The following is a 2,541-nucleotide window of genomic DNA, read 5'->3' as shown; positions in this document are numbered from 1 at the left end:
AACCGGCTGACCGTCTCGCGACAGGCCCTCGAGGCCGAGCTGCCGCAGGGCGACGAGAACACGGCGCGAGTGTTCGAGCGGCAGTGCCGCGCGCTCCTCGCCGACAGGCTCGCGCGGGTCGGCGTGGCCGGCCAGGTGCGCAGCCGGCTCCGGCACGAGCGCGGAACCTGGCCGTCGATGGCGGACGTGGCGGCGGAACTGCACGTCGATGTCCGCACCCTGCGACGCCACCTCGGAGCGGAAGGGACCTCGTATCGGACGCTGGTCGACGAGGTGCGGCATCAGCGGGCGCTCGAGCTGCTGGTGCACGACGTCCCGGTGGCCGAGGTGGCCGCCGAGCTGGGCTACTCCGAGACCGCGACCTTCTCCCGCAGTTTCCGCCGGTGGGAGGGTGTACAGCCGAGTCGCCGACGGGGGAGGTCGTCGTGACCGGGGAGGTCGGAGCGGCGTATTCGAGCCGCGCACAGGAGTACATCGACCACCTCGGTTCTATCGCGTCGGTCCACCCCTCGGACCTCGAGCTGGTCGCGCGCTGGGCGGATCAGCTCGACGGGCCGCTGATCGATGCAGGCTGCGGCCCAGGGCACTGGACGGGCCACCTGGCGGCCCGGGGCGTCGACGTGCGCGGAGTCGACCAGGTACCGGAGTTCGTGAGTCACGCCCGCCGAACTCATCCCGGGTGTCGATTCGAGGTGGGTGACCTCGACGCGCTACCCCGGTCGCCCGGCGAGGTCGCGGGGATTCTCGCCTGGTACTCGCTCATCCACCACGAACCGGCCACCGTGCGACCGACGCTGTTGCGGATGGCGCGGTGTCTGCGCCCCGGCGGCGGACTACTGCTCGGGTTCTTCCACGGTGCGGAGGTCGAACGGTTCGATCACGCCGTGGCCGGGGCCTACCGCTGGTCGGTTGAGGCCCTGTCGGAGGAGTTGCGGATGGCAGACTTCGAGGTGATCGAGACCTACACGCGGACCGGGCCGGGAGCTCGACCTCACGGCGCGATCGTCGCCCGCCTGATGTCCGCCCACGACGGGAGAGCCGAGTGACCCTGTTCGAGACCCTGAAAGACCGCTGCCGTCCAGAGTGGGAGGCCTATACCGAACACGAGTTCGTCACCGAGCTCGGGCAGGGCACCCTGCCGCTCGCGGTGTTCCAGGACTACCTGGTGCGGGACTTCCACTTCCTGGTGCAATTCGCCCGCGCCAACGCGCTCGCCGCCTACAAGAGCCGCACCCTCGCCGACATCACCGCCGCCCACCGGGCGACCGGCGCGATCCTCGCGGAGACCGAACTGCACCTGCGGCTCACCGACCGCTGGGGAATCCCGCGCGCCGAACTCGAGGCCGCCGCCGAGAAGCAGGCCACCGTCGCCTACACCCGGTACGTGCTGGACTCCGGCATGGCGGGGGACCTGCTCGACCTGCATGTAGCGCTGGCCCCGTGCACGATCGGTTACGCCGAGATCGGCGCGCACCTGGCGCCCCGGCTCGCCGAGCACGACGGCGAGCATCCCTACGGCGAGTGGATCTCCGAGTACTCGGGGGCGGAGTTCACCGCCGCCGCCGGCGCCGCGATCGAGCAGCTCGACGTGCTGTCCGACGGCGGGCTCACCGACCGCCGCCTCGACGAGCTCACCGAGGTGTTCCGCACGGCCACCCGGCTGGAGATCGACTTCTGGCAGCAGGCGCTCGACAGCACGGGATGAGGCGCGGGCGTGACCGGGCGCGATCGGTCGCGGACTCTGTGGGACGTGGGTACGCTCAGTCGTTCCCGAAAAATTACGGTGAAAGGACGAACAAATGATCATTCTTGGCGCGATTCTCTTGATCCTCGGATTCCTCTTGGACATCCCCATCCTCTGGACGATCGGTCTCGTGCTCATCGCGATCGGCGTCATCCTCGTCATCCTCGGTGCGGCAGGCCGCGCGGTCGGTGGACGTAAACACTGGTTCTGACACGCCGGGTCACATCTGACCCGGGGTGAGCACGAGCGTCCGGCGCACAGTCCGCTTGTAGCGGGTGCGTCGGACGCTCTTCATTTACACGTCTGCTGTGCCGGGTCAGGACGCGGCGGAGTGTTCCTTCGCCTTGAACCAGGTCGACACGTCGTCGGCCGCCCGTCGCACCGTGCCCCCGTCCGCACCGGCGGCGAGGTCGTTGAAACTGTCGCGCTCGTCGGGCAGGCCGGCTGGCTCGTGGGCCCCGGGCGTCCCGAATCCCATCCGCCAATCGGGGAAGCTGCGGTCGACGGTCGTCTCGGTGAGGATCACGCGGAGGTGGTGGTGCCGCTCATCGGCGATGATGTCGTCCAGGAGGGCATCGATCTCGGCCGGTGGGCCCTCGAGGAACTGGATGAAGCAGTTGTCCCGGAAGAGCAGGATGCCGGTGATCCCCACGCGACGATTGCGGTGCCTGGCAGTGCGCAGGATCGACTCGAAGTCCTCGGGCACCATCTGCCTGGTCGGCGTACTCGTGTACACGAGGTACTTGAGAAGGCCCTCGTCCGGCACCGCGGTCTGCTCCGCGGTCGGCTCGGCGTCG

5 protein-coding genes are annotated in these 2,541 nt (G+C 69.3%); 4 read left to right on the top strand and 1 reads right to left on the bottom strand.

Features of this window, described 5'->3' with window-relative positions; all coding sequences use genetic code 11:
- The 4 genes from G6024_RS06420 to G6024_RS06405 all read left to right on the top strand — a co-directional run.
- Nucleotides 1-429 (top strand): helix-turn-helix transcriptional regulator (locus tag G6024_RS06420; protein ID WP_159148318.1); only part of this gene is annotated, 429 nt, incomplete at its 5' end.
- Nucleotides 426-1,046: a class I SAM-dependent methyltransferase gene (locus G6024_RS06415; protein ID WP_069388763.1), complete on the top strand. Its 621-nt coding sequence runs from the start codon at nucleotides 426-428 to the stop codon at nucleotides 1,044-1,046. The genes G6024_RS06420 and G6024_RS06415, both read left to right, overlap by 4 nt.
- The gene (locus G6024_RS06410; protein ID WP_159148317.1) at nucleotides 1,043-1,705 is read left to right on the top strand and encodes a TenA family protein; all 663 of its coding nucleotides are present in this window, start codon (nucleotides 1,043-1,045) and stop codon (nucleotides 1,703-1,705) included. The genes G6024_RS06415 and G6024_RS06410 overlap by 4 nt, the downstream gene beginning before the upstream one ends.
- A gap of 94 nt (nucleotides 1,706-1,799) precedes the next feature.
- Complete coding sequence (locus tag G6024_RS06405; RefSeq protein ID WP_096906278.1) at nucleotides 1,800-1,955, top strand: DUF6131 family protein; 156 nt, start codon at nucleotides 1,800-1,802, stop codon at nucleotides 1,953-1,955.
- 105 nt (nucleotides 1,956-2,060) lie between these two features.
- On the opposite strand, the gene G6024_RS06400 is transcribed toward G6024_RS06405, so the two are convergent.
- Nucleotides 2,061-2,541 (bottom strand): BLUF domain-containing protein (locus tag G6024_RS06400; RefSeq protein ID WP_241728226.1); only part of this gene is annotated, 481 nt, incomplete at its 5' end.

This window comes from Dietzia maris (assembly GCF_014144855.1).
GTDB classification, from domain to species: Bacteria; Actinomycetota; Actinomycetes; order Mycobacteriales; family Mycobacteriaceae; genus Dietzia; species Dietzia kunjamensis.
Note: the sequence above shows the minus strand (reverse complement) of the source record. Positions and strands in the feature narration are given on the sequence as shown.